Here is a 23,076-nt window from a genome sequence, read left to right on the forward strand (position 1 = left end):
AGTGCGTTAGCGCCTACACCATCTGGTTGCAGCCGCGCACATCTGAGTTGTCCAGCCGGCCTAACACCTCAAATGAGCCATCAGAATATTGACGAGCTAAGTCTTTGGTTTCGATAAAGGCGCAGGAATCAATATTCGCCAAGTCGATGACATTAATAGCACCGGCCGGGCGTGTAGTGTCAACGGAAAATGGGTCGGACGGCTCACGGAGCAGAATGCGGAGGACTGGGGGGCAAAAAAAGCGGCCGTTGCCGGTGCTGTAAGCTTGAGAAAGCAACTCGGTCATGCCGTATTCGGAGTGAATACCTTGCGGCCCAAAAGCGGTCTGCAACTCGGCATGCAACTCCTCCCGAATCATTTCGCGCCGCCGTCCTTTCATGCCGCCGGTTTCCAGCACCGTGAGCCCTAATAGCTCGGGCGCCCCCGCATAGGCAGTTACCAAATCGAGCAAGGCATACGACACGCCCAGAAGCATTACCTGACGACCAGAATCGCGCTTAGCTGCTGCTAGCGCCTGCAACAAAGCCTTATGGTCGTGCAGGAAAAACGCGGGTTGAGTTTGGCCCGATACGGTGGCAAAATGTTCAACCATAGCCACCAAGGAAGACTGCCCTTGCTCTAGATAGGAGGGCAATAGCGCCAGAAAAATCCAGTTGGTCAGGGGGCCGTAGGTTTGCTCAAAAATTCGCGCGGCGTTGCGCCTGTACAGCGCTGGGTCGCGCAGGAGGTGGCGGCTGCGTTGCTGCTGGGTGGTACCGCTACTCAGAAAGATTTCCTGCGGAGCCCAATCGGCGGGTGCGGTGCGTACCTCGTGGGTTTTGAAAAACTCAATCGGCAGGAAAGGTATGTCCGTCAGCTTTTTAGCGTCACTGGGTTTGCGGCCCAGCGCGGCGATATAGTCATGGTATGGGGGGCAATTTTGGGCCTGATACCGAAATAAGGCCAGAGCTATTTCCTCAAAATTGGTAGGTGAGACAGAAGGTAGAACACGCAGGTGCTCATCGCGGAAACTCATTGCAAAACAGTGGGGTTAAAAGCAAGGTATAACAAACGCAACACGTCTTCGTTGAGAAGTTGTATCTTCCGTTCTGGCTGAGAAGGCTACGTTCGACCTATCTTTTTTTCTTCTATATGAACCTACTTCGTACTCTTCGGATGGGTGCCCTACTCCTGCTCACGGGCCTGACAGTATCCTCATGTCTGGAGCCGCCAGAGTATCCGGAAACGCCCACTATCGACTTTGAGCGCATTACCTCGCAGCGAATATCTGATGCCAGCGGCACTTACGATAAAGTTACCATTACCGTTAGCTTTCGGGATGGCGACGGTGACCTTGGTTTGAATGAGGCGGACAAAACGGATGATTCTCCCTGGGCTCGCATTAAAAATGGATTGCCTAACCCATACTATAACAATTATTACCTCACGCCTTCTATCCGCAACGCTCAAGGCGATTTTGTAGAGTTGGAGCTGCCTGATCCCAGCTTTAACTACAACAGTACTTATCCACCGCTGGCTACTGACAGCCGCGAAGCTCCACTGCGCGGCGAGCTGAACTTCACCTACGATTTCTATGTGGGCTCGCCCTTTACCCCCGGCCAGACCGTACGCTTCAACGTATCCATCTTCGACCGTGCTCTGAACCAGAGCAACACCGTCACCACCGACCCCATCACAATTCCGCGTTAAGGGAATTTCGTCGTTAAGGAAAGGTGAGAAAACCCCGGCCAGATATACTCTGGCCGGGGTTTTTCGTGCTCGTTGAGTTGCTTAATAAATCGCTGGGAAGCGCTTCGGATCAGATTCCTGCAGCATCTCGTATACCGTATCAAATACATCTTCGGCGTTGGGTTTGCTGAAGTAATCGCCATCGGAGCCATAGGGCGGACGGTGGGGCTGGGCAGCTAAACAACGGGGCTGCGAGTCGAGGAAGCGGTAGGCCTGCTGGTCGTCGAGCACGTGCTGCATCATGTAAGCCGTAGCGCCACCGGGCACATCTTCGTCGGCGAAAAGTATGCGACTGGTTTTACGTACGCTGTCCGCAATAACGTGCTGCAAGTCGAAAGGAAGCAGCGTCTGCACGTCAATCACCTCCACCGAAATCCCAACTTCGCCTAGTTGCTTGGCCGCATCCAGTACGATCCGGCACATAGAGCCATAGGTTACGATAGTCACGTCGGTGCCAGCCTGCAATACTTCCGGCACTCCAAGCGGTAACGTAAACTCACCTACGTTCTGCGGAATGCGCTCCTTCAGGCGGTAGCCATTCAGCGGCTCAATAACCAAGGCGGGCTCGTCGCTGCGCAATAGGGTATTATAAAAGCCGGCGGCCTGCGTCATGTTACGCGGCACACACACGTGCATACCCCGAATGCTGCTCAGAATCATGCCGATAGGCGAGCCGCTGTGCCAGATACCTTCCAACCGATGCCCACGGGTGCGCACGATTAGTGGAGCCTTCTGTCCACCCTTAGTACGGTACTGCAAGCACGCTACATCATCCGACAAAATCTGGATAGCATACAGCAGATAATCAAGGTATTGAATCTCGGTAATGGGCCGTAAGCCGCGCATCGCGGCGCCAATGCCCTGGCCTACAATGGTGCACTCACGAATGCCGGTATCGGTCACGCGCAATTCGCCAAATTTCTCCTGCAAGCCAGCAAAAGCCTGGTTTACGTCACCGATGCGGCCGACATCCTCGCCGATGGCGAAGATGGTGGGGTCGCGGCGGAAGTTAGCGTCGAAGCAGGCCTGCAATACCTCGCGGGCATCAACCTGGGGGGCATTTTCGGCAAACTTAATAGGCTCAATTTCTATGTTAAGCGCAGCCTGCTCGCTTTGGCTATAGAGGTAGGAATTGTAGCGGTCAGCATTTTCAGCCAGCGTCTGATCGAGCCAATTGGTCAGTTCGCGGCGGCTGGCGGAACGCTGTTGGTCGCGGGTGAAGCGTAGGGCTTTCCGAACCGTACGCACCATGTCGGCGCGGATGGGTGCGGGGTTGTGCTGCAACTGCTCCACCATTTCATGGAGGGCGTTCTGACGGCCGGTTTCATCTACCAGCTTTTCTAACAATACCACTACCTCGTCGCGCTCCTGCTTAATGGGGTTGAAAAAATCCCCCCAGGCAGCCGTACGCGCTTCACGCACGGTATTCTTTGCTTCATTCTCCAGTTGATCCAGTTCCTCACTCGTAGCGTGTTCTTCGGACAGCAGCCAGTCACGCATTTTGAGCAAGCAGTCGTGCTCTTCCTCCCAGGTCAGGCGGTCCTTGGATTTATATCGCTCATGCGAGCCCGACGTGCTATGCCCCTGAGGCTGCGTTACTTCCGTCACGTGAACGAGCACCGGCACATGCTCGCGGCGGCACACCTCGGCGGCCCGCTGATAGGTATCAAGCAACGCTGGATAATCCCAGCCTTTCACGACAAAAATCTCAAAGCCCTGCTCGCCGGGTGCCTCGCGCTGCAGGCCACTGAGAATGGCGCTGATACTTTGCTTACAGGTCTGATATTCAGCCGGAACAGAGATACCATAGTGGTCATCCCACACCGATATGAGCATCGGAATCTGTAGCACGCCGGCAGCATTCAGCGCTTCAAAGAACATTCCTTCGGAGGTGCTGGCGTTGCCAATGGTACCAAAAGCTACCTCGTTCCCATTCACGCTGAACTGGGTCAGCTCATGCAGTTCGGGGTTCTGACGGTACAGCTTCGAGGCATACGCTAAACCAACTAAGCGCGGCATCTGGGAAGCCGTCGGCGACACGTCCGCCGAAGAGTTTTTCAGCTCCGCGAGGTTTTTGAAGTTACCATCTTCATCGAGCAGGCGAGTAGCAAAGTGACCATTCATGGCCCGACCGGCGGTGGCAGGCTCGGCTTCTACATCGGGGTGAGCGTAGAGCTGGGCAAAATACTGCTGCAACGTCAGCTCGCCGGCGGCCATCATGAAGGTCTGGTCGCGGTAATAGCCGGAGCGGAAGTCGCCGGGCTGAAACACGCGGGCCATGGCCAGCTGAGGCAGTTCTTTGCCATCACCGAAAATGCCAAATTTGGCCTTGCCCATAAATACCTCCTTCCGCCCAGCCAAGGAGGCGTGGCGGCTTTCCCAGCCCAGGCGGTAGTCGTGGAGCAGGTCTTCTTTGCTGAGGGTGGCCGGGGTGGCGGCTAGTGCAGATTCGGCAGTGGACATAGGGAAGAGTAGAAATAAAGCAGATGGCGCCGATCAGTAGAACTGGGGGTTTCTTCGAACGGCGCACAAAAGTACAGATTTGGGCGCGATACCGGCTACAGGCCCCATCAGCCCCCTACGAGGCCGGTATGTTTTTGTCTATCTTTGGGGAGTAATCTGTGGAATTGTAGTCTGCTTTTGCCGCTCATTGCGCCATTATTTGCCTCTGTTTTCTCCGACCTTTACTGCTATCATTTTATGAAAAAGTTTGCCTCTCCCCTATTCAGCCTGGCTTTGCTGCTGCTATGCTTTTCAACTCAAGCTCAAGGCGTAATGACGTTTGAGAGAGAGCAGCATGATTTCGGCAATGTGCCCGAAGGCACGATGGCCACGCACGAGTTCAAGTTCAAAAACACCGGCAACCAGCCCATTATCATTGCTACCGTACAGGCCTCCTGCGGGTGTACTACGCCCGACTGGACCAAGACACCCGTACTACCCGGCAAAACGGGTATGGTGAAAGCCGTATATAGCAGTGCAGGCCGGCCTGGGGTGTTCAACAAAACGGTAACAGTGACCAGCAACGCTGCTACGCCAAACACTACACTCACCATCAAAGGCACGGTGCTTGGGCCTGAAGAAGTAAAGGCCAGCCTCACCCCCGCCCAAAAAGCCCAAGCTCCCCGCCTCGTACTCGACCGCACCACCCACGATTTCGGGAAGATGGAAGCGGGCCAGCAGCCTTCTGCTCGGTTCACGGTGAAAAATACAGGCAAGCAAGACTTGTTACTAGGCATGATAACCTCGCCTTGCAATTGCGTAGGCTACAAAAAAGCCCCCCAGCCCATCAAGCCCGGTCAAAGCGCCGTGATAGAGGTGCTCTACGCGCAGCGCCAGCTCGGCCCGATAACGGATGTAGCCACGCTGAACTCCAATGCCGTAGAAGGTCCTGCTAAGCTTACCATAAAAGCCAATGTAGTGCGCGATTTGAACGCGGCCAGCATGGTTAAAGAGAGCGCAACCGCCGTTCCCTTCAAGTAAAAACTGGCGCTTCGCCTTGCTTCATCCGCTTTGCGTAGCGCTTTGACTTTATTTTAAACTATAAGAAAGGTCGCAGCCCTTATCTTTGCGGCCGTTTTCACCCCTCGTCATCCACCCATCTTCACTTCTCTGCCATGATCATCGGCGTACCGAAAGAAATTAAGAACAACGAAAACCGCGTGGGCCTGACGCCCGCTGGCGTAGCTGAGCTTCGCAAGCACAACCACACCGTATATGTACAAGCTACTGCTGGCTTGGGCAGCGGTTTTCAGGACGCCGAATACGAAGAAGCCGGAGCATTGATTCTCGCTACCATCGACGAGGTGTATGCGCAGGCAGAGATGATCGTGAAGGTGAAGGAGCCGATTAAGGAAGAATATAACCTGATCAAAGAAGGCCAGCTGCTCTTCACTTATTTTCACTTTGCCAGCGGCGAGGAGCTCACCCACGCCATGATTGAGCGCAAGGCCGTGTGCTTGGCCTATGAGACGGTAGAGCTTCCCAACCGTGCCCTGCCCCTGCTCATTCCAATGAGCGAAGTGGCCGGCCGCATGGCTCCGCAGGAAGGCGCAAAGTATCTGGAGAAGCCACTGAAAGGTCGTGGCATTCTGCTGGGCGGCGTGCCCGGCGTAAAGCCTGCCAACGTGCTGGTTCTCGGTGGCGGTATCGTTGGTACGCAGGCTGCGAAGGTGGCTGCGGGTTTAGGTGCTCAGGTTACCATCATGGATATCAACCTGAACCGTTTGCGTGAGCTCGATGACTTCATGCCGAAGAACGTGGTGACGCAGTATTCCAACGAGTACAACATTCGCGAGGCCATCAAAACCGTTGACCTCGTAGTAGGTGCCGTGCTGATTCCAGGGGCAAAGGCGCCTCACCTCATTACCCGCGACATGCTCAAAACCATGCGCCCCGGCACGGTGCTCGTGGACGTAGCAGTGGACCAAGGTGGCTGCATCGAAACCTGCAAGCCGACCACGCATGAAGATCCAACCTTCATCATCGACGACATCGTGCACTACTGCGTGGCCAACATGCCAGGTGCAGTGCCTTACACGTCTACTTTGGCTCTGACCAACGCTACGTTGCCCTACGCCGTGCGCCTAGCCAATCTGGGCTGGCAGGAAGCTTGCCGCCGCGACGCAGCTTTGCGCCTGGGCCTGAACGTGGTGAATGGTGAAGTGGTATATCAAGGTGTAGCTGAAGCCTGGAATCTGCCCCTCGTAAGCGTTGATTCTGTACTTGAAGAGCCTTCGGTTTATGATAACCGCGGATTTCAGAGTTTTTAATTAAATACTAGTTTTCAAATAGCGGAAGAGCCTTTCCGGCCGTAAGGTTGGAAAGGCTCTTTGGTTATTATGACCAAACTTTAGTTTGGTGAACCGCTCCTACATGAAAGGAATTATTTATACCGGCGAGGCCATCATCGACCATAAGCTACTGGCGATGCTGCCCAAAGAGCTGCAAGCATTTTTACGGCAGCACAATGGCGTAGTAGCTTACTTCGGTGGCTTGCATATTCGGGGCTGCTGTGCTGAGCCGGCGTGGCACTCGTTGCGAGAAGCGTGGCAGGGTGAGCAGGCGCTGCAAAAGACTTACGACACGGTCCTGAAGATTGACATCCCATTTGCGCAGGACTGCGTGGGCAATCAGTTTTTGCTGCGACAGGGCGAGGTTGTTTTTCTTGATACGGAAACCGGGGAAATCGCCCCGCTGGAAGTTGACTTTAAGCATTTCCTGATTGGTGCCGAGAAGTTTCCGGTGGATGCGCTGGGGCTGGAGCCTTTGCGGCGCTGGCAGCAACAGGGTGAAGTTTTGGCGCCCGGCCAACTGCTACACGTGTATCCGCCGGTTTGTATTGCCGCCACTACTGACAAAGCCACACTAACGCCAGTTTCAGTGCCGAAGCGAATGGCTTTTCTGGCTGACTTATACCGTCAAATTAAGCACTTGCCCAACGGTCAGTCGCTCACCATCAAGCCGCTTCAGGATTAGATTTCTTAGGATGCTGTCACCCCTTCTGCGCCTGTTGCTCCGCCGCTTTGCCTTACTGTTAGGCGTGTATGTGCTGCTGCGCGCGGGCTTTTACTGGGCTAATCAAGAAGTGTTTCGCGAAGCATCGGCTACGGAAGTAGCGTGGGCGTTTTGGCACGGCTTCCGGTTTGATATGGCAGCGCTACTACTCCTAAATCTTCCGTTTCTGCTGCTGTCGTTGGTGCCGCGGTTTGATAAAGGCTGGCAGGGTTTTGTGCGGGGCGTTTATCTGACTCTGAACGCAACAGGAATGGCCCTCAATATTATTGATAGCCAGTATTTCAAGTTTATAGGGCGCCGCACAACCGATGAGCTGTTTACCATCACCGACGACATTCAGCGCCAGGCTGGCCAGTTAGCTTTTCATTACTGGTTCTTGGTGCCGCCGTTTATGGTGTTGTTTGGGCTGCTGTGGCACTTCTACCCGATGCCAACGGCTGCAAATTTGCCCCCCAGTCCGGCGGCAAGCTCACTGCAACGCCGCTTTATTCGGCCCCTGCTGGAGATAGTACTGGTGGCGGTGCTGGCGGTGATTGGCATTCGGGGCGGTTTGCAGCTCAAGCCATTGCGCACGGGGCACGCCTTTGTACAATTGCCGCCGGTGTTGGGGCATCTGGCATTGAACAGCACATTTACCTTTCTGCGAAGCCTTGGCTACCAAGCTGTAGAACGACGCGCGTATTTTCAGTCTGAGGCGCGGCTACAACAGGCATTAGCACCTCGAATGCCAGCAGCCGACCTCAGCGCGCCGCGCGACAACGTGGTGATTCTGCTGCTGGAAAGTTTTTCTTCCGAATATACCGGCATCGAAAACGGTGGCCGTGGCTACACGCCTTTCTTTGATTCGCTGGCCACCGGGGGGCTTTTTTTTCGTGACCACTACGCCAATGGGCGGCGCTCGATTGAGGCGCTGCCCGCTGTGCTAGCTGGCATGCCGGCGCTGATGGAAAGCCCATTTATCACCTCCAATTTTCAAACGAATGAGCTGCATGGCCTAGGAGAACTGCTGGGTCGAAACGGCTATGCTACCTCCGTGTTTCACGGCGCTCAGAATGGTACGATGGGCTTCAATACGTTTGCCGGCATGGTGGGCGTGCAGCGGTATTTTGGGCTCAATGAATATCCGGGCGGAGCCAAAAGTCCAGACTACGATGGGCATTGGGGTATTTTTGACGAGCCCTACTTGCAGTATTTCGCGCAGCAGCTAAGCCAACAACAGCAGCCGTTTTTCTCTACTGTTTTCACGCTCACCTCTCACGAGCCGTTCCCGGTGCCGGCCAAGTACAAAAACCGTTTTACACCAGGCAAATTGCCCATTCACGCCTCCATCGGCTACACCGATTTCGCGCTCCGACAATTCTTCAAAACTGCCGCCAAACAGCCCTGGTATAAGAATACACTCTTTATTCTGCTCGCCGATCATACGTCACAAACACTCACACCAGAGTATCAGAATACTTTAGGCAGCTATAAAACGCCCCTTCTTCTCTTCCACCCTAGCGGCAAATTGCCCCCCGCCAATACAAGCCGCATCACGCAGCAGGCCGACGTACCGGCTACTGTACTAGATTACTTGGGTATGCCTGACAACGGTAAACTACTGCCCTTCGGCTATTCCGTATTCGATACCTTAGCCAATGGGCGCGCACTGTTTCTGACGGGCGGCTCCTACTACCTCGTTCACAAAGATTATGTCACGGAGCTGACGGCCAACGACCAAGTGCGCCTCTACCCTTACCAACGCCATAATTTGCCCCCACGCCTGTTGAGAATGCTGCCATGGCCCAACAGTACGGCCAAGAACTGCGTGCCAGCGTGCAGTTTCTAACGAATGGACTGCTGGATAACTCCCTGTATAAGCTATCGAAGTAAAAGCAGCTTCACTCGTCTGTCATGCAGAGCATTCTGCGCCTGAAGCAGCGGCGAAGCATCTCGCGTGCTGACATTGCAATGGTGAACTCAACGAAGCGAGCGAGATGCTTCGCGCCGCTCTCCATGACGTACTAATTTAAACTCCTAAGAAATAAGAACCAGCGCCTGCTCATATTTCGGAATTTCGGCTAGGCGCTGATTGCTTTTTTGTGCGAAGTCGACCAGCCAACAGTAGTGCTGTAAGCCATTGGTCAGCAGCAGGAAAGGCGCACCGACAGTTTGATTATAGGTAGTAACTTGGTGCGCAACGGCAGCTGTGATAGGCACGGTGGTGGCTTTACACTCTACCAATAAAAGCGGGGCGCCCCCAGGACCGAAAGCGCATATATCGGTGCGTTTCTGGCGTTGGTTGTAGGCATGGCCGCGCTCCAAGCTGAGCAAGCCACGTGGGTAGCCCAACTCGTTCATAAGGTAGTGCACCACGTGTTGGCGCACCCACTCTTCGGGGGTGAGCACCACATTTTTGCGGCGCAATACGTCCCATATCAGGGAGTTTACGCCCGATTTTGTAAGTTTGTACTCGAAAGGCGGCAGGTCGAGAGCTTGCATCACCTCCAAAGGTACGGCCCGGAATCACTGCTTCCGCTTTTCATCCGCTGTACCGTCGTTCGAAAGTGCGACGGTTTTTTTGTATCAGTTTGTGAACAAGCAAGTAAGCGAACGGGAAGCTGTTCAGTTGCTTCATCTTTTTCAATTCAAAATTTCACCATTTACCCCCACCCTATGAAGGACAAATCCGCGATAGTGGAGAACTGGCTGCCGCGTTATACCGGTGTGCCACTCAAGGAGTTCGGGCAGTATATTCTGCTTACCAACTTCATCAATTACGTGAATATGTTCGCCGAGCAGTTCGACGTAGAAGTGCGCGGACTAGATAAGCCGATGCAGTCGGCTACGGCCAACGGTATCACGATTATCAACTTCGGCATGGGCTCGCCGATGGCTGCTACCGTTATGGATTTACTGTCAGCCATCAAGCCTAAAGCGGCGCTGTTTCTGGGCAAATGCGGCGGCTTGAAGAGCAAGACCAAGCTCGGCGACCTGATTCTACCCATCGCGGCTATTCGCGGCGAGGGTACTTCCGATGATTATCTGCCTCCGGAAATTCCGGCTCTTCCCTCCTTCCGTTTGCAGCGGGCCGTGTCGTCGATGATTAAGAAGCACGAAAAGGACTACTGGACCGGCACTGTGTACACCACCAACCGCCGCGTGTGGGAACACGATGAGGCCTTCAAGGAATACCTGCGCCAGATTCGGGCAATGGCTGTGGATATGGAAACGGCCACCATTTTCGTGGTGGGTTTTATCAATGAGATTCCCCACGGCGCCCTGCTGCTGGTGAGCGATAACCCGATGACGCCCGAAGGTGTGAAAACGGCCGAAAGCGACTCCAAAGTAACGCTCGGGTACGTGCACACGCACTTGCAGATCGGTATTGACTCGCTGATCGAGTTGAAAAACTCCGGCGAATCGGTGAAGCACATGCGCTTCGAGTAGACGCATAAAGAATTGTCACTCTTTAAAGCTGGCATTCTAAAAAGAACGTCATGCAGAGCACAGCGAAGCATCTCGGCAGCGGTAGTAGGATTACCAACCTAATATCTGCACGCGAGATGCTTCGCTGCGCTCTGCATGACGTTCTTTTTACAGGTTTTTATCGCTTAATAATTTCCCGGCGCTTAGTAGATATCGCGGTACATTTTGCGGCGTGCCTTAACTTGCCTACATGATTCAACTTTTACGCCCGCTTTTCCTATTGATGCCGCTGCTAGCTGCCTTCAGTAGTTGTCAAAATGCGCCCCAGCAGCAAGCCGCCGACCTGGTAGTATACAACGCCACCGTGTACACCGTCGATTCGGCGTTTTCTAAGGCTCAGGCCTTTGCTGTACAGGATGGCAAGTTTCTGGCCGTCGGGACGGCTGATGAAATTCGGCAGAAGTATAAGGGCAAGCAGGAAGTAGACGCTGGGGGGCAATTTATCTACCCCGGTTTCTATGATGCGCATTGCCACTTCTACCGCTACGCCTTGGGCTTGCGCTTCGCCGATTTGGTAGGCACTACCTCCTGGGGCGACGTGGTGAGCACCTTACAACGGCAGCGGCAGCAGTACCCGCAGGCCGCGTGGCTGATTGGCCGCGGCTGGGACCAAAACGATTGGCCCACCAAACAGTTTCCGACCAAAGACACGCTGGATAAGCTGTTTCCCGACGTGCCTGTGCTCATCATCCGTGTAGACGGCCACGCGGCCATCGTCAATCAAAAGGCACTAGACTTGGCAGGAATCACAGCTAGCACGCCCATTAGCGGCGGCGTAATCGGGCGCGATGCGCTGGGTCAGCTTACTGGTTTACTGGTGGATAACGCGGTTGGTCTGGTTGGGGCTAAGATTCCTGAGCCTTCAGCAACGGAAGCCAACGCTGCTCTCCTCCAAGCACAGCAATTATGCGTAGCAGTAGGCCTCACTAGCCTCGCCGATGCGGGCCTTGACAAAGCGAACATCGACCAGATGGAAGCTTTGCAGAAGCAGGGCAAGCTCAAGTTGCGCCTGTATGCGATGCTCAACCCCACGGCTGCCAATAAGCAATTCTACTTCAAAAACGGCCCCGTAGAGACTGACCGGCTTACGGTACGCTCCTTTAAAGTGTACGCCGACGGCGCCCTAGGCTCGCGTGGTGCTTGCCTAGTTGAGCCTTATCACGACCGGCCAAAAGAAACTGGGTTCCTGCTTTCTACTGAAAAGGAGTACCGGGCGCTGGCTAAAGAAATTGCGGCCAGCAAGTTCCAGATGAACACCCACGCCATCGGCGACTCGGCAAACCGCATCATTCTTAACATTTATGGCGAAGCGCTGAAGGGGCAGCAAGACCGGCGGTGGCGCATTGAACACGCGCAAGTAATTACGCCGGCCGATATGGGTAAATTTGGGCAGTTTGGAATTGTACCCTCGGTGCAGCCCACCCACGCTACCTCCGATATGTACTGGGCGGGCGAGCGGCTGGGGCCGGAGCGCGTAAAAACGGCTTACGCCTTTGAGCAACTACGCAAGCAGTACGGCCAAGTAGCCCTAGGCAGCGACTTTCCCGTGGAAGATATCAACCCGCTCTTTGGGTTTCATTCTGCGGTTGCTCGCCAAGATGCGAAGAACTACCCGGAAGGCGGTTTCCAACCCGAAAACGCTCTTTCTCGCCCCGACGCCTTGCGTGGCATGACCACTTGGGCTGCCCACGCCGCTTTTGAAGACAAGCAGAAAGGCAGCATTCAGCCCGGTATGGCCGCCGATTTTGTATTGCTCAACAAGGATTTGCTCACGGCTCCGGCACCCGAACTGCGTGGTGCTCAGGTGCAGCAAACTTGGATTGCTGGGGAGCAGGTATTCTCGATAAAGAAGTAGTGCTTATTTCATTATTGCGAGAGTCAATCAAAAATTAAAGTCACAAAAAAGCCCCCAGACACAATTCTGGGGGCTTTTTTGTGACGACGTTTACTATTAACTCCACCCTTGCTCATCGGCGCTAGAGCCGTACATGGCCGGCACCGGAATATCGAGCAGACGCAAATACACGCTAAGCTGGCCACGGTGATGAATGCTGTGGTTCAGACCCATAATGTGCAGAGCGGCACCTTTGGGGCGCTCCATTAACACTTGGTCGCCGGCATGGAGCTTAAACGGCTGAGTTAGCTTCTCGTCGTCGGATTCACTCAGGGCTTTGCGCAAGGTTGCCGAATACTCGTCGAAGCGGGCCAGCAACTCCTCCTTGGAAGTCGGCGTAGGTCCTGGCTTCGGAGCATTTTTGTCTAGAAAATCGCGCGAATCACGCTCAACAAAAAGGGTTTTGAACGCCAGCAGATTCACGACGTGTGACGCCAGCTGCACCAGCTTCATGCTCTTCGGGTGAGGCTGGTAATTGGCCTGTTCAAAAGGTACTCGCTCCAGTATTTTGCGGGTCGTAATCAACTCATGGTCAAGCTCAGCGAGGATGTTTTGCTGGAGAGAAGAAGTGTGCATGGGGTGGATTGAAAAGTAAGAAAACTAGATACAAAGGCATAGAGGCACTTAGGCGCGTCTACGCGTGATGGTCATTGCTCGAACACGATAGGTCTTATTGATTCGTTACCAAGCCGAGAACTGCGCTTCTACAGGACAGTTTGTTTTACTGGTGCTTCTGCAGTGGCAGCATCAGGGCGCAAATTCTGACCACGCATTCTGAACAGGAAAATCAGACCCAGAATAAAGAACACGATCAGGGCCAGAATACTGTTGCGCATATTGCCCGTGATTTGGAAGATGATACCGAAAACGGCGGTGCCAATCACGATGCTGAGCTTCTCGGTCACGTCGAAGAAGCTGAAGTAGGAAGCCGTATCGGGGGTATCCTCGGGGATGATTTTGGAATACGTAGAGCGCGAAAGGGACTGTATGCCGCCCATGGTCAGGCCAATGACTGAGGCCAGGGCGTAGAAGCTCCAGCCAGCCTGCACAAAATAGCCCGCCACGCAGATTAGCGCCCAGATGGCCACCGACCAGCTTAGCGCCCGCGTATTGCCAATGGCCTCCGACAGGCGGGCAAACAAATAGGCCCCAGAATAGCGACTACCTGCAACAGCAAGATGGTGATAATCAGCGCCTGCGACTCCAGCTTGAGAACTTTATCGCCGAACACTGTGGCTACGTACATCACCGTTTGTACGCCCATGTTGTAAGTGAAATAAGCCAGCAAAAAGCGCTTGAGCATGGGCAACTGCTTGATCTGCTGCCACACATTACTTAGTTCGTGGAAACCATTGAGCAGGAAATTGCCCTGCGCGGCAGGCATGTGGTCGGGGCGACCGGTATCAGCGGGCAGACGGGAAAGCGCAAACTGCCCAAAAATGGCCCACCACAAGCCCGTAAACAGGAAAGAGATGCGCGGCGGTAACGATTTATTCGCCGGATCGATACCAACCAGATCGGGCTTGAGCACGATTACCAGGCTCAGCACCAGCAGAATAACACTACCCACGTAACCAAGCGAAAACCCTTTGGCCGAGAGCCTATCATACTGGTCTTCGGTGGCAATGAGCGGCAAGTAGGAGTTATAAAACACAATGCTACCCGCCCAGCCCACGGTGGCCGACATGAGCAGCACTATCGATAGCCCAAACGTGGCTTGGGTAAAGAAAAACAAGCCCGCACACGAGGCTGCGCCCAGAAAGCAGAAGAAGCGCAGAAAGAGCTTCTTGCGGCCTGAGAAGTCGGCAATGGCAGTAAGAATGGGGCTCAGCGCCGCGATAATGAGAAACGACGCGGAAATGGCGTAAGTGTACAGAGAAGAGCCCGGCAGGTTGAAACCCAAGAAGTTAACCACATCCTCACCCCGCTCATTCACGGCTACTGAGCCGTAGTAGATGGGAAAAATGGTGCTGGTAATTACCAGCGGGTACACCGAGTTAGCCCAGTCGTACATGGCCCAGCCATTGGTAGTACGGGGGTTATTCTTCTCGACTGGGGCCGAAGTAGCCACGGCAGCTTGCTGCATATAATCAAGGAAAGGAAATGGTAGTGGGCAAGATAATGGGTTTTCGCGCAGTGCGGGTTACGCTAGTGGTTCAGTTGGCAAATCTGAATCCTCGGTAGCTTGATCTCCCATATCATTTTCCAGCAAAGAGGCATATTGGGCGGGCGTATCTACATCAAAAATGCCCCCCGGAAACGGTACGCTACCCGCGGAATTACCGTAGCTGGCAATAACTTTTCGCGCCCCCTCCGCACTAGCCAATTGGCGCAGTGCAGGGAACGAATCGGCACTGAAAACTGCTGGCACACCCAGCGTACCGCCATAGGCAGCAGCCACTACTGGTGCATGACCCGCTTGCTGTTGCTTGATCATTGTCAGCAATAACGCTGGCGTAACCAACGGCTGATCACAGAGCATGATTAGCACGGCTGAAGGCGGCTGGGGGCCTTTTCCAAAGCAGCCAGCCCGGTTCGGATGGAAGAGCCCATGCCCACCGCCCAATCAGGATTATGGGTAACGAGGAAGGGTAAATCGTCAATCTCTGCAACTAACTCCTTGTGCAAAGCGCCCGTCACCAGCACCAGCGGCTGGCAACCCGTAGCCACGGCCGTTTCGGCGGCGCGGCGGAGAAGGGTTTGGCCCTGGAAGTATAGCAGTTGTTTGGCCTGCCCCATCCGGGTTGAGGCCCCGGCGGCTAACAGGATCAGAGCGACGGAGCTTGTCGCAGCGGAAGCAGTTAACTCAGAGAGCATGAGGCCGCAACCGTTGCATTTGCCCCTGGCGTAAGGGAAGAGCGAAGCACGGGCGTCTGCTCATGAATTGGGCCGTCGAGTTGGTGCAAAAAGCCCCCGAACGTCCCCTGAGCACCGCCTGCATCTCGGCCACAATGGACAGCGCAATTTCTTCCGCCGTCTCCGCCCCAATATTCAACCCCACCGGACTGTACAACCGCGGCACGAGGCGCTGAGTCGGCTGCAAGCCTTCCTCTTCCAACTCCGCCAACAGCCGATCAGCCTTTTTGCGGGGCCCTAATAAGCCGATATACGGTGTACCTGTGGGCAACAAATAGCGCAGTGCCGCTAAGTCATAGTGGTAATTATGGGTCATCAGCAGGGCAAACTGCTGCGTGGGGGGCAAATTTGAGAGTTGGTCGAAGCTTACTACGCACACTTCTTCCGCCTCAGGAAAGCGCGTGGCGGTGGCCTGTCCCGGCCGCCCATCCACGACGCGTACCAGCCACCCCAAACTCGCGGCTAGGCGCACAAGCGGCTGCACGTCGTTGCCCGCTCCGAATACCGTGACGCGCACCGCAGGCTGAATTACTTCCAAAAATATCCGCAGTGTGCCCGCTACCGTATCGTAGTCGGCGGTAGCAGAACGGCCACTTTGCAGGGTTTGGTGGGCGTGCTCCAATAGTTGCGCCGCTGTATCGGCGTCGAAGTTGAGCGTGCCGTGGCTGGTAGCATCACGCAGCAATAGCAGTCGCTCCCCTACTTGCACTTCCGTATTCGTGGTCAGGCTGAAGGCAGTTATGAGCACGGCCGTTTGCTCCTGCTGGGCGCACACGCGCAGCATTTCCATGGGATTCGCTGGATCTTCAAAATCGAGGGGCTCCAGCAGAATTTGTATAACTCCCTGGCAGCCCAAACTCACCCCGTGCTCCACGTCTTCCTCCTCATCCATGGAATCATAGGTAACCAGCGCCGGCCGGCGGCGCACAATGGCCTGGCGGGCCCGGCGCCGGGCGTCTCCTTCCAGACAACCACCGCTGATTGCACCCATCAGCTGACCATCTTCGGTCACCAGCATGCGCGCGCCCGGCCGTCGGTAAGCGGAGCCACTTACATGCACCACGGTGGCCAGCGCGCACGCTTGGCCAGCCGCACGGTGAGCGTCGTAGGCAGCAAGTAAACGGCATATTTCACTCATAAAATAACTTATTGTTCAGCATCAGCCGCCTCATAACAGACCCGGCCCTTGCGGCACTCAGCAGCTTCCGCCACCTCATCATCCGGACCAAACGACTCCATTGTACGCAGACACCAACAAGTGGCGGTCATTCCGTCGACTAAAAGCCAAGGCTGCTCCCCTCCTTCATTCGTACCTAAGCCAGTTTTGCTACGCAAAAACCGACAGATCCCCGTGTGGTTTTCGAATTCAATGGGAATATAAGTAGGCATAAAACTAGCTATTCAACGATGGCCTCAACCCCTAGCCCCTTCTCCTAGGGAGAAGGGGGACTAGTTCTAATAACTAGATGGCTAATACTAACTAGTTTGCTAGAAACTAAAGCTAGTTCCCCTTCTCCCCTAGGAGAAGGGGCTAGGGGTTGAGGCCCCTACGCCTCCCCGGCTTTTAGGATAGCGCGCTTCACGATGGCGGTAAAAATCGGCACCTTATAAGCATTGTGTTCTAGGGGCGTAGCACCGGCAGTCGCTGCTTGGCCGGCGGCGCGGGCGGTTTCTTCATTTATTGGTTTGCCAATTAAGGCGGCTTCGGCGGCGGTGGCGCGCAGTGGAACGGGGGCAGCGGCGCCCAGCACGATACTCGCCTTGGTGCAGCGGCCATTTTGCTGCTCCAGCACTACGGCTACGTCGGCCAGTGCCCAGTCGTAGCTTTCCCGCTCCCCGAATTTGATATACCACGAGCCAGTAACAGCCGCTGGCGCGGGCAGCAGCACATCGGTAATCAGCTCATTGGCCTGAATAGCGTTTTCGCGTTTCACATCCTTATCCGGCGTCACGAAGAATTGCTCCAGCGGCACGCGCCGCACACCTTGCGGACCAGTCAATTCCACCTGCGCCCCAAAGGCCACCAATGCTGTGCTGATGCTGGAGCCATGCACCGCCGAGCACACCGCGTTGCCCATGATGGCATGGTACTTATTCTCAGCCCCAGGCTGGTTCGCGAAGCAAACGGTGCCGCCTTTTTTTAGGCACTTAAAATTCTCGTTACGGAAATACCAGCAGTGCGGACGCTGCATAATATTGCCCCCCAGCGTGGCCGCATTACGCACTTGGGGCGTAGCCGCGTGGCTGGCCGCCTCAGTGAGGGCACGGAAGTTTTTTTGCAGGTCGCCGTCGCGCTCTAGCTGTGCTAAGGTGACCAAAGCGCCGAGGTGCGTGCCTTCTTTGCCGGCATTGCGAATCGCATCCAACTTAGGCAAATTGCCAATGCCTACTATGCGAGCGGGCGCCAACACGTGCTCCTTCATCAAATCCAGCACATCTACGCCACCAGCTTTGAAGATGGTGGCCGACTCCGGCTTGGCATTCACCAGCATTGCGTCGGCTACCGGCGTCGTGTTTTGGCCCGTAGCCTGCTTGACGCTTGTGGCGTCGGTCCATTGAAAGGCGTTCATCGTGCTAAGTCGTTAAGTAGGCAGTACTTGATAGTCAGGAAATGAAGTAGCCTGAGCTACACTTTGCCTAGTTTCTGTTTGGATTTGGCCAGCGCATTCAGAACGCGCTCCGGAGTAATGGGCAACTCGTAAATACGCACGCCAATGGCGTTATACACCGCATTAGCCACGGCCGCAGCGGTGGCTACGTTCGCGGATTCGGCAATGCCCAGCGCATCGGTTGAACTGGTAGCCGTGTATTCCTCTACCATAATAATGTCGATTTGGGGTACCTCACGCGAGCCCAATATCTTGTATTGGTCGAGGTTGGCGTTCATCATATGGCCGTAGTTACGGTCCAGGTGGCGGTTTTCGTACAGCGCCCAACTGATCCCCTGTAAAATTCCGCCATTGATCTGGCTTTCCAGCGCCAGCGGATTGATGGGCCGGCCGCAGTCGTGGGCGCCTACTACGCGCTCCACTTTCACGTAACCTGTTTCCGTATCTACGGTCACTTCCACAAACTGAATTCCGCCCGATTGCCCAAAGGAAATGCCCGGCCGAAAGAAGCCGCCATAGTCGTCCTTGCGCTTTTCGGTGGCTGCTATTTGCTGGGTTGGGAGCTTCTGGGCCGCTTCGCGAAAGCTGATGCTTTTACCGCCGTTGCCCTTCGCCACAATTTTGCCCCCCACAAACGCCAACTCACTAGCAGCCACACCCATACTCGGTGCCACGGCGGCCAGCAGCTGCTGACCAACTTTATAAGCGGCCGTACGAGCGGGCGGCGTAATGGAGCCGGTGGTTTTGCTGCCACCCGAGCCTGGGCCAGGCGGATAATTCGTGTCGCCGATGCGCACGGTTACGTCGGTGGGTTGCAGACCCAATTCTTCAGCTACAACTTGGGCCAGCACCGTGCGGATGCCCGTGCCGAGGTCCTGCACGCTCGACATAATCTCCACGGAGCCATCCTGATGTAAGCGCACTTCACACGACGAGTCCATATCAATAAAGCGCCCCCACTCCGATTGAGCCGCACCCATCCCGCGCTTCACCACGCCGGGCGAAGCGCCGGGCGCTTGGCGCTTACTCCAGCCAAAACGCTCAGCGCCTACGCGTCGCTGCTCGCGGCGCATCTCGCTCTTGTCAATTTTGTCGCGCAAGGTTAGGGCATCCACGCCAACTTTTTCGGCCAGCTCATCAATGAGCTGCTCTAGGGCAAATGCCCCCTGCGGGGCACCCGGCGCACGGAAAGCCGCACCGGGTCCGGCATTGGTCAGTACGTCGTATTGTTCGCCCTTGAAGTTGGGGTTGGTCAGATACATGGTTTCCGCAATCCAGCCCACGCCCGCGCCCAGGCCCACACCCGCAGTCCCATGACTAACCAGCTGCATAGCCGTGAGCGTACCGTCTTTTTTGGCCCCAATGCGCAATGTTTGCACCGTACTGGGCCGATTACCCACGGCAACATGCTCTTCCCTTCTATCCAACATAATACGCACAGGCACCCCCGTTTTCTTCGACAGATTCATGGCGGCTACCCCGTAGTTACCGGCCCCATATTTGGCCCCAAACCCGCCACCCATAAACTCGGTGATGACGCGCACCTGCGTTTTGGGCAGCTTGAATAGCTCGGCCATTTCGCTACGAGCCCCGGCAGTGTCCTGCGTGGAGAGGTACACGGTCAGGCCATCGGGGCGGTAGTCAGCTACCATACCGTGGGTTTCCAGCGGGGCGTGGGTTTGCACCTGGGTTCTGAATTCGCCCTCTACAATGATTTCAGCTTCCTTAAAGCCTTTTTCGACGTCGCCGCGCGAGCCGCCAAACATGCTTTTTGTGGATGGGCCGCGCACGTTGCCTTTCTGGGGCAAGCCCCCGCCGCGCCGCCACCGCCGCCACTTTCTTCCATACTTACCTGCTTGCCACCGTACACCAGCGGCGCGTCGGGTTTGCGGGCCTCGTCCATATCAGTCACGAAGGGCAGCAATTCGTAGTCTACTTTGATCAGGCGGGCAGCTTCATCAGCGGCTTGCTGGGTGGTAGCGGCCACGGCCGCAATGGGCTGGCCAACGTAGCGCACCTTCGGAAATTTGCCCCCTGTAGACTGCACTTTGGGGTTTTTATGGTTGGGGTCGCGCTCAATGGCCGAACCCATCACCGTTTCAATAATATACACCGCCTTCACGCCCGGGTAGCGCTCGGCGGCGCTGGTATCCACACTCTTTACGGTGGCGTGCGGATGCGGGGAGCGGTACATGCGGCCAAAAAGCATTCCCGGCAGATTCACATCATAGGTATACTTGGCTTGACCTGTCACTTTCAAATGCGCGTCGAGCCGGCGAGTGCGCTTGCCCAGCACGCTGAGCTTGTCATTTACCGGCAGCACGGGCGGCTCATCGGCCGGCACCTCGCGGCTGATGGTTTTCAGATTCACCCCCGGAATGCCCACTGGCATCGTCAGCGACTTGGTAGCGGCTGGCGCGGCCGAACCGATAGCCGGAGCAGCCAGCGCGGCGGCTAGCGCAGCGAACTTGCCCTCCTTCTTCGCCGACTTTTTGAGTTTGCGGTAGCTGGCCATGATTTATCCTTTGGCGGCCTGAGCCTGGTTTTGGGAGTAAGCAATGCCGGCCGCGGCCAGCGTCGCCTCAAATACTTTCGGATACGTACCGCACCGGCACAAATTACCGCTGGTAGCCGTTTTCACGTCGTCGAGTGTAGGCCTAGGGTTGCGCTGCAGAAGACTGGCGCAACTCATTACCATGCCGGGCGTGCAAAAACCGCACATGCTGGCATCATGGGCTACAAAAGCTTCTTGCACAGGGTGCAGCTTGCCGTTTTTGGCTAAGCCTTCGATAGTCGTTATTTCCCGCTTTCCTACTTCAATGGCCAGGGTCATGCAGGAGTTGACGGGCGTAGTATCGAGCCACACGGTGCAAGCCGAGCAGGCACCCCGGTCACACACTACTTTGGTGCCCGTCAGGTTCAACTCTACGCGCAGCACTTCGGCTAGCGTCTGGCGGGGCTCAATAGCCACTTTTTTCTTGTCGCCGTTAATCTTGAGCGTGATGCTAGTGCGCCCTGGACCGACGGTGTCGGGCGCCGGGGCGGCCTCCGCCCCCGACAAGCCAGCAATGCCGCTGGTCATAAGCACGCCCCCGGCCGCCGTGATGCCTGCACCTTTCAGGAAGCCGCGCCGCGACAGGCCCCGGCCCGCGTTGGCACTTTGTTCAATGTTCTCTTCGGGATCTTTCATCTAGCTTAGAAATAAGAAAGCGCTTGAGTAGAATACGCGTCCAAACGGCTGGGGGGCTTTTTTAGGCCTCAGCAATGCAGGTCAGTTCAGCCACGGATATTGCTTACCATACGAAGGTTGATCAGCTATGACTAAGATAAACAGATCATTCCAGAAATACCTTGAAGCTACATTTAGCAGCTGATTGAAAACACTCGCACACAGAAAAGCCTGACTCTAGAGTCAGGCTTTTCTGTGACTAATTGGCGCTTATTTGCTAACGCTGACAAGGGCCAGGCGTCGTGGAAATGACACCCGCTCGGCCAGCTTCGCAAGCGTTGTTGTAGGTTTTGCCGTCGCAGCCGCACACCGGATCTACATTCGCAGGGCATGGCCCCGAACTGATTTTGCTTTCATCAATGCAATTCGGGTCCGGATCTGAGTCGGAGTTGCAGGCCATCAGACTAACTAGCAGGAAGCAGAATAATACCTTTTTCATGGTTCTGGGCTGGCTGAGGTGGAAGTACTAAGTGGAGGCTAAAAAAGCCCCCCAGGTTGCATTCACGATGGTTTCATGCCCAGATAAAATAAGAAACATGCCGCTGGCACCTCCCTTTACAGACTGTATCTTCGTGGAAGCAGAGTAACAAAGCAGTGGAGCCCCAGCCCGAATATCGCAAAATCATTCACCTCGACATGGACGCCTTCTACGCCTCCGTGGAGCAGCGCGACAACCCAGCGTTGCGCGGCCGGCCCGTAGCCGTAGGTGGCTCGCGGCAGCGGGGCGTAGTAGCGGCGGCCAGCTACGAAGCGCGGGAGTTTGGCGTACGCTCGGCCATGGCATCTTCAGTAGCGCTGCGCAAATGTCCCGAATTGGTATTCGTCAAGCCCCGCTTCGATGTATACAAAGCCGTTTCGCGGCAGATTAGAGCCATTTTTGCCGAATACACGCCCCTTATTGAGCCAGTTTCGCTGGATGAGGCCTACTTGGATGTCACCCAAAACCTCAAGCAGATTGCGTCCGCTACGCAGGTAGCCCAGCAGATACGTGCTGCTATTCTGGCCGAAACGCAGCTCACAGCCTCGGCCGGCATTTCCTACAATAAGTTTCTGGCCAAGTTAGCCTCCGATTACCGCAAGCCAAATGGGCAGTTTGTCATTCGGCCACATCAGGGCCTGGCGTTGGTTGAAAGCTTGGCTGTGGGGCAGTTCCACGGTATCGGCCCGGTTACGGCGGCTCGCATGAACCAGTTGGGCATCTTTACCGGCCTCGATTTGCGCCAACAAACGGAGGCTTTTTTACGCCAGAACTTTGGCAAATCGGGCAGCTACTACTATGCTATTGCCCGTGCGCAGGACAACCGGCCCGTGGTAGCCGACCGGATTCGTAAGTCCGTAGGCTCCGAAACCACATTCGAGCAGGATTTGGCCAGCTATGAAGAACTGGTACAAGGAATTACCCCCTGCGTAGAATCGGTTTGGGACTATTGTAAGCGCACCGAAACCAGAGGCCGCACAATCACGGTGAAAGTGAAATACGCTGACTTCCAGCAGGTCACGCGCAGCCGTACAGCCCTAACCTCCGTTCATTCCAAAGCCATACTCGAACAGATAAGCTTAGAACTGCTAACCGGACTGCTTCCCTTATCCCAAGGCGTCCGACTGCTGGGCGTGTCTCTGTCGAATCTGGATACCGAAGAAGTTGCTGGCCGACAATTAGCCCTAATTTTTTAGGATTCAGCGTAGATACATAAAAACGAGAAGCCATCCTCTCCAAAAACCCTAAATCTCTACGCTGGGGGGCTTTTCCGCTTGTCAGGCTCATCCATTACCTA

21 protein-coding genes and 1 pseudogene are annotated in these 23,076 nt (G+C 55.4%); 8 read left to right on the plus strand and 14 right to left on the minus strand.

What is annotated here, in order from left to right:
- Nucleotides 1-13: 13 nt before the first annotated feature.
- Nucleotides 14-1,015, minus strand: a complete 1,002-nt coding sequence (locus EPD59_RS14030) for an acyl transferase (RefSeq protein WP_133273336.1) — start codon at nucleotides 1,013-1,015, stop codon at nucleotides 14-16.
- Between the two features lie 116 nt (nucleotides 1,016-1,131).
- Here EPD59_RS14030 and EPD59_RS14035 point away from each other — a divergent pair, with 116 nt between their 5' ends.
- Nucleotides 1,132-1,689 carry a hypothetical protein gene (locus tag EPD59_RS14035; protein ID WP_133273337.1) on the plus strand — a complete coding sequence of 186 codons (558 nt, stop codon included), beginning with the start codon at nucleotides 1,132-1,134 and terminating at the stop codon, nucleotides 1,687-1,689.
- 81 nt (nucleotides 1,690-1,770) lie between these two features.
- Here the strand turns inward: EPD59_RS14035 and EPD59_RS14040 are convergent, their stop codons facing one another.
- Complete coding sequence (locus tag EPD59_RS14040; RefSeq protein WP_133273338.1) at nucleotides 1,771-4,191, minus strand: alpha-ketoacid dehydrogenase subunit alpha/beta; 2,421 nt, start codon at nucleotides 4,189-4,191, stop codon at nucleotides 1,771-1,773.
- A gap of 237 nt (nucleotides 4,192-4,428) precedes the next feature.
- Between EPD59_RS14040 and EPD59_RS14045 the strand changes: the two genes are divergently transcribed.
- The 4 genes from EPD59_RS14045 to EPD59_RS14060 all read left to right on the plus strand — a co-directional run bounded on the left by EPD59_RS14045 (nucleotide 4,429) and on the right by EPD59_RS14060 (nucleotide 9,073).
- Nucleotides 4,429-5,211: a DUF1573 domain-containing protein gene (locus EPD59_RS14045; RefSeq protein WP_133273339.1), complete on the plus strand. Its 783-nt coding sequence runs from the start codon at nucleotides 4,429-4,431 to the stop codon at nucleotides 5,209-5,211.
- A 134-nt stretch (nucleotides 5,212-5,345) separates the two neighbouring features.
- Nucleotides 5,346-6,500, plus strand: coding sequence for an alanine dehydrogenase (ald, locus tag EPD59_RS14050; RefSeq protein ID WP_133273340.1), 1,155 nt, complete (start codon nucleotides 5,346-5,348; stop codon nucleotides 6,498-6,500).
- Between the two features lie 88 nt (nucleotides 6,501-6,588).
- The gene (locus tag EPD59_RS14055) at nucleotides 6,589-7,206 is read left to right on the plus strand and encodes an SMI1/KNR4 family protein (protein WP_133273341.1); all 618 of its coding nucleotides are present in this window, start codon (nucleotides 6,589-6,591) and stop codon (nucleotides 7,204-7,206) included.
- Between the two features lie 10 nt (nucleotides 7,207-7,216).
- A complete protein-coding gene (locus EPD59_RS14060) occupies nucleotides 7,217-9,073 on the plus strand; it encodes an LTA synthase family protein (protein ID WP_133273342.1) in 1,857 nt (618 codons plus the stop codon).
- A gap of 188 nt (nucleotides 9,074-9,261) precedes the next feature.
- On the opposite strand, the gene EPD59_RS14065 is transcribed toward EPD59_RS14060, so the two are convergent.
- On the minus strand, nucleotides 9,262-9,726 hold the full coding sequence (locus tag EPD59_RS14065; RefSeq protein WP_133273343.1) for a type I restriction enzyme HsdR N-terminal domain-containing protein: 465 nt from the start codon (nucleotides 9,724-9,726) through the stop codon (nucleotides 9,262-9,264).
- Between the two features lie 174 nt (nucleotides 9,727-9,900).
- On the opposite strand from EPD59_RS14065, the gene EPD59_RS14070 reads away from it, so the two are divergent.
- Complete coding sequence (locus tag EPD59_RS14070; protein WP_133273344.1) at nucleotides 9,901-10,674, plus strand: AMP nucleosidase; 774 nt, start codon at nucleotides 9,901-9,903, stop codon at nucleotides 10,672-10,674.
- Nucleotides 10,675-10,903: 229 nt separating this feature from the next.
- A complete protein-coding gene (locus tag EPD59_RS14075) occupies nucleotides 10,904-12,568 on the plus strand; it encodes an amidohydrolase (RefSeq protein WP_133273345.1) in 1,665 nt (554 codons plus the stop codon).
- 96 nt (nucleotides 12,569-12,664) lie between these two features.
- Here EPD59_RS14075 and EPD59_RS14080 read toward each other — a convergent pair whose 3' ends face one another.
- The 11 genes and pseudogenes from EPD59_RS14080 to EPD59_RS14125 form a co-directional block, all read right to left on the minus strand.
- On the minus strand, nucleotides 12,665-13,183 hold the full coding sequence (locus EPD59_RS14080; protein WP_133273346.1) for a DinB family protein: 519 nt from the start codon (nucleotides 13,181-13,183) through the stop codon (nucleotides 12,665-12,667).
- A 128-nt stretch (nucleotides 13,184-13,311) separates the two neighbouring features.
- Nucleotides 13,312-14,693, minus strand: a pseudogene (locus EPD59_RS23785) (MFS transporter).
- Nucleotides 14,694-14,750: 57 nt separating this feature from the next.
- The gene (locus tag EPD59_RS14090) at nucleotides 14,751-15,089 is read right to left on the minus strand and encodes a nucleotidyltransferase family protein (RefSeq protein ID WP_133273347.1); all 339 of its coding nucleotides are present in this window, start codon (nucleotides 15,087-15,089) and stop codon (nucleotides 14,751-14,753) included.
- A gap of 2 nt (nucleotides 15,090-15,091) precedes the next feature.
- Nucleotides 15,092-15,424: a nucleotidyltransferase family protein gene (locus tag EPD59_RS14095; protein ID WP_133273348.1), complete on the minus strand. Its 333-nt coding sequence runs from the start codon at nucleotides 15,422-15,424 to the stop codon at nucleotides 15,092-15,094.
- Nucleotides 15,414-16,601, minus strand: coding sequence for an XdhC family protein (locus EPD59_RS14100; RefSeq protein WP_133273349.1), 1,188 nt, complete (start codon nucleotides 16,599-16,601; stop codon nucleotides 15,414-15,416). Before EPD59_RS14100 ends, EPD59_RS14095 begins: the two co-directional genes overlap by 11 nt.
- Nucleotides 16,602-16,609: 8 nt before the next feature.
- A complete protein-coding gene (locus tag EPD59_RS14105; protein ID WP_133273350.1) occupies nucleotides 16,610-16,852 on the minus strand; it encodes a hypothetical protein in 243 nt (80 codons plus the stop codon).
- Nucleotides 16,853-17,010: 158 nt separating this feature from the next.
- A complete protein-coding gene (locus tag EPD59_RS14110; protein WP_133273351.1) occupies nucleotides 17,011-18,033 on the minus strand; it encodes an FAD binding domain-containing protein in 1,023 nt (340 codons plus the stop codon).
- Nucleotides 18,034-18,089: 56 nt separating this feature from the next.
- Entirely contained in the window at nucleotides 18,090-19,838 is a 1,749-nt protein-coding gene (locus EPD59_RS14115) for a xanthine dehydrogenase family protein molybdopterin-binding subunit (RefSeq protein WP_205703407.1), read from the minus strand.
- A complete protein-coding gene (locus EPD59_RS21925; protein ID WP_205703408.1) occupies nucleotides 19,778-20,587 on the minus strand; it encodes a xanthine dehydrogenase family protein molybdopterin-binding subunit in 810 nt (269 codons plus the stop codon). Before EPD59_RS21925 ends, EPD59_RS14115 begins: the two co-directional genes overlap by 61 nt.
- Before the next feature lie 3 nt (nucleotides 20,588-20,590).
- Nucleotides 20,591-21,262 (minus strand): (2Fe-2S)-binding protein, encoded by a 672-nt coding sequence (locus tag EPD59_RS14120; RefSeq protein ID WP_133273352.1) that lies wholly within the window; start codon nucleotides 21,260-21,262, stop codon nucleotides 20,591-20,593.
- A gap of 256 nt (nucleotides 21,263-21,518) precedes the next feature.
- Complete coding sequence (locus tag EPD59_RS14125) at nucleotides 21,519-21,740, minus strand: Kazal-type serine protease inhibitor family protein (protein WP_133273353.1); 222 nt, start codon at nucleotides 21,738-21,740, stop codon at nucleotides 21,519-21,521.
- A gap of 197 nt (nucleotides 21,741-21,937) precedes the next feature.
- On the opposite strand from EPD59_RS14125, the gene dinB reads away from it, so the two are divergent.
- Nucleotides 21,938-22,975, plus strand: coding sequence for a DNA polymerase IV (gene dinB / locus EPD59_RS14130; RefSeq protein WP_240731747.1), 1,038 nt, complete (start codon nucleotides 21,938-21,940; stop codon nucleotides 22,973-22,975).
- Nucleotides 22,976-23,076: the final 101 nt, after the last annotated feature.

The organism is Hymenobacter radiodurans (assembly GCF_004355185.1).
In the GTDB taxonomy this organism is placed as follows: domain Bacteria; phylum Bacteroidota; class Bacteroidia; order Cytophagales; family Hymenobacteraceae; genus Hymenobacter; species Hymenobacter radiodurans.

Excerpts from the sequence above, each read along its gene's own strand:
- EPD59_RS14030 (WP_133273336.1), bottom strand. The coding sequence starts at position 1,015 with ATGAGTTTCCGCGATGAGCACCTGCGTGTTCTACCTTCTGTCTCACCT.
- EPD59_RS14035 (WP_133273337.1), top strand. The coding sequence starts at position 1,132 with ATGAACCTACTTCGTACTCTTCGGATGGGTGCCCTACTCCTGCTCACG.
- EPD59_RS14040 (WP_133273338.1), bottom strand. The coding sequence starts at position 4,191 with ATGTCCACTGCCGAATCTGCACTAGCCGCCACCCCGGCCACCCTCAGC.
- EPD59_RS14045 (WP_133273339.1), top strand. The coding sequence starts at position 4,429 with ATGAAAAAGTTTGCCTCTCCCCTATTCAGCCTGGCTTTGCTGCTGCTA.
- ald (WP_133273340.1), top strand. The coding sequence starts at position 5,346 with ATGATCATCGGCGTACCGAAAGAAATTAAGAACAACGAAAACCGCGTG.
- EPD59_RS14060 (WP_133273342.1), top strand. The coding sequence starts at position 7,217 with ATGCTGTCACCCCTTCTGCGCCTGTTGCTCCGCCGCTTTGCCTTACTG.
- EPD59_RS14065 (WP_133273343.1), bottom strand. The coding sequence starts at position 9,726 with ATGCAAGCTCTCGACCTGCCGCCTTTCGAGTACAAACTTACAAAATCG.
- EPD59_RS14070 (WP_133273344.1), top strand. The coding sequence starts at position 9,901 with ATGAAGGACAAATCCGCGATAGTGGAGAACTGGCTGCCGCGTTATACC.
- EPD59_RS14075 (WP_133273345.1), top strand. The coding sequence starts at position 10,904 with ATGATTCAACTTTTACGCCCGCTTTTCCTATTGATGCCGCTGCTAGCT.
- EPD59_RS14080 (WP_133273346.1), bottom strand. The coding sequence starts at position 13,183 with ATGCACACTTCTTCTCTCCAGCAAAACATCCTCGCTGAGCTTGACCAT.
- EPD59_RS14090 (WP_133273347.1), bottom strand. The coding sequence starts at position 15,089 with ATGCTCTGTGATCAGCCGTTGGTTACGCCAGCGTTATTGCTGACAATG.
- EPD59_RS14095 (WP_133273348.1), bottom strand. The coding sequence starts at position 15,424 with ATGCTCTCTGAGTTAACTGCTTCCGCTGCGACAAGCTCCGTCGCTCTG.
- EPD59_RS14100 (WP_133273349.1), bottom strand. The coding sequence starts at position 16,601 with ATGAGTGAAATATGCCGTTTACTTGCTGCCTACGACGCTCACCGTGCG.
- EPD59_RS14105 (WP_133273350.1), bottom strand. The coding sequence starts at position 16,852 with ATGCCTACTTATATTCCCATTGAATTCGAAAACCACACGGGGATCTGT.
- EPD59_RS14110 (WP_133273351.1), bottom strand. The coding sequence starts at position 18,033 with ATGAACGCCTTTCAATGGACCGACGCCACAAGCGTCAAGCAGGCTACG.
- EPD59_RS14115 (WP_205703407.1), bottom strand. The coding sequence starts at position 19,838 with ATGTTTGGCGGCTCGCGCGGCGACGTCGAAAAAGGCTTTAAGGAAGCT.
- EPD59_RS21925 (WP_205703408.1), bottom strand. The coding sequence starts at position 20,587 with ATGGCCAGCTACCGCAAACTCAAAAAGTCGGCGAAGAAGGAGGGCAAG.
- EPD59_RS14120 (WP_133273352.1), bottom strand. The coding sequence starts at position 21,262 with ATGAAAGATCCCGAAGAGAACATTGAACAAAGTGCCAACGCGGGCCGG.
- EPD59_RS14125 (WP_133273353.1), bottom strand. The coding sequence starts at position 21,740 with ATGAAAAAGGTATTATTCTGCTTCCTGCTAGTTAGTCTGATGGCCTGC.
- dinB (WP_240731747.1), top strand. The coding sequence starts at position 21,938 with ATGGACGCCTTCTACGCCTCCGTGGAGCAGCGCGACAACCCAGCGTTG.